At 70.1% G+C, this 1,398-nt stretch carries 4 protein-coding genes; all 4 read right to left on the bottom strand.

Annotated elements, in window-relative coordinates; translation table 11 throughout:
- Positions 1-76 precede the first annotated feature (76 nt).
- A complete protein-coding gene (locus CH341_RS31235; protein ID WP_111423583.1) occupies positions 77-295 on the bottom strand; it encodes a hypothetical protein in 219 nt (72 codons plus the stop codon).
- Positions 296-334: 39 nt separating this feature from the next.
- A complete protein-coding gene (locus tag CH341_RS31230) occupies positions 335-523 on the bottom strand; it encodes a hypothetical protein (protein WP_111423581.1) in 189 nt (62 codons plus the stop codon).
- 23 nt (positions 524-546) lie between these two features.
- Entirely contained in the window at positions 547-741 is a 195-nt protein-coding gene (locus CH341_RS31225; protein ID WP_111423578.1) for a hypothetical protein, read from the bottom strand.
- Between the two features lie 187 nt (positions 742-928).
- Positions 929-1,342: a carboxymuconolactone decarboxylase family protein gene (locus CH341_RS31220; RefSeq protein WP_111423576.1), complete on the bottom strand. Its 414-nt coding sequence runs from the start codon at positions 1,340-1,342 to the stop codon at positions 929-931.
- Between the last annotated feature and the right edge of the window lie 56 nt (positions 1,343-1,398).

Below are 1,398 nucleotides of genomic sequence, written 5' to 3'. Positions count from 1 at the left end.
CGTTTGGGGGGCGAGACGCGGCCTGCGGCCGCTCCTCACCACGAGGGTTGTGCGTCAGGGCAACCGCCCGCCGGGCTCACTCCTCGGACAATCGATCGGTGCTGTGGTCCTGGAACTGCTCGGTCTGGATGAACTTGCCGTCGAGGCCACGCTCCTCCGGATGCCGCGCCTTGTCGCGGTTCGACAGCACCATGTTGTCGGGCAGAATGTCCTTGTCGACCTCGGTGTTCGCGCCGGTGCCGTCGCCCTTCCCTTGCGCGCCGACGCCCATGTTCTTCCTGCTGGCGTTCGCCATCTCGCGTGTCTCCTCGCCTGATCGGCTCGATCGCCGCCGTTACTTGCGGTCCGGATCGTGGGTGTGGTGTCCGTCGGCGACGCCGCCACCGCCCGAGACGTCGCTGCGGGTGCGCTGCGGATCGTCGGGCGGCGGCTTGAGGTCGCGGCGCGGCTCGTTGGCGTCCTGGTGCGACGAGCCCGGACCGCCCTGGCGGATGCTGTTCGGAGTCTTGGTCGAGGTCGACATGGTGCCTCCTCCGGTCCGGCCACTCAGCGGTCCTGCTGATAGCCCTGATGCGTGGTGTTGATCTTGCTGTTGCCCTGGCGGCCCTGCTGGTCCGGATCCTTGCCGGCGACCTGACGGGTCTTGCTCGGCAGGCCGGAGCCGACATCCGGTGCGTTCGCATCCCCGGTGCCGTGCGGGCTCTGGTTCTCCACGGGGACGGGCGGCGGCTTGGCGGTCATACGTGGCCTCCTTGTTTCCCGCCGCCGGTGAGAGCCACCGCCGGCGGGCTTTGTCAGGGGCCAACGCGCCGCCGCGGCGCGGGTTTCTCGGCGCCGCGACGGGGGCAGGATGGTGAGGCAAGGCCGATCCTCGACCCCGGCCCGGGCGTCCGGCCGGTATCTTCGAACGCCCGGATGACGCGCCGAGTCACGCCCCGGCGCGAGCCGCCTCGGCGTCACGTTCCGAAAACACCTGCTTGGCGGCGAACAGCGCGTTGAGGGCCGCCGGGAAGCCGGCATAGACGGCCATCTGCATGAGGATCTCGACGATCTCCTCGCGACTCACGCCGACATTGAGCGCCGCGTGCAGATGCACCTCCAGCTGCGGCCGTGCGTGGCCGAGCGCCGCCAGCGCCGCGATGGTGGCGATCTCGCGCGAGCGCAGGTCGAGGCCCGGGCGGTCGTAGACGTCGCCGAACGGAAACTCGATCACCATGCGCGAAAAGTCGGGCGCGATGTCGGCGAGCGCGTCGATCACGCGCTGCCCCGCGGCGCCGTCGATCGCCGCGAGATTCTTCAGGCCCCGCGCGTAGCGGGTGTCGGGACGGGTGACGTCGTCCATGGTGTCTCTCCTTCTCGAAAGCTCGTCGTTCCGGGGCGCACGAAGGTGCGAACCCG

This window comes from Rhodoplanes roseus (assembly GCF_003258865.1).
GTDB classification, from domain to species: domain Bacteria; phylum Pseudomonadota; class Alphaproteobacteria; order Rhizobiales; family Xanthobacteraceae; genus Rhodoplanes; species Rhodoplanes roseus.
Note: the sequence above shows the minus strand (reverse complement) of the source record. Positions and strands in the feature narration are given on the sequence as shown.

Coding starts and splice junctions, on each gene's coding strand:
- CH341_RS31235 (WP_111423583.1), bottom strand. CDS start 295: ATGGCGAACGCCAGCAGGAAGAACATGGGCGTCGGCGCGCAAGGGAAG.
- CH341_RS31230 (WP_111423581.1), bottom strand. CDS start 523: ATGTCGACCTCGACCAAGACTCCGAACAGCATCCGCCAGGGCGGTCCG.
- CH341_RS31225 (WP_111423578.1), bottom strand. CDS start 741: ATGACCGCCAAGCCGCCGCCCGTCCCCGTGGAGAACCAGAGCCCGCAC.
- CH341_RS31220 (WP_111423576.1), bottom strand. CDS start 1,342: ATGGACGACGTCACCCGTCCCGACACCCGCTACGCGCGGGGCCTGAAG.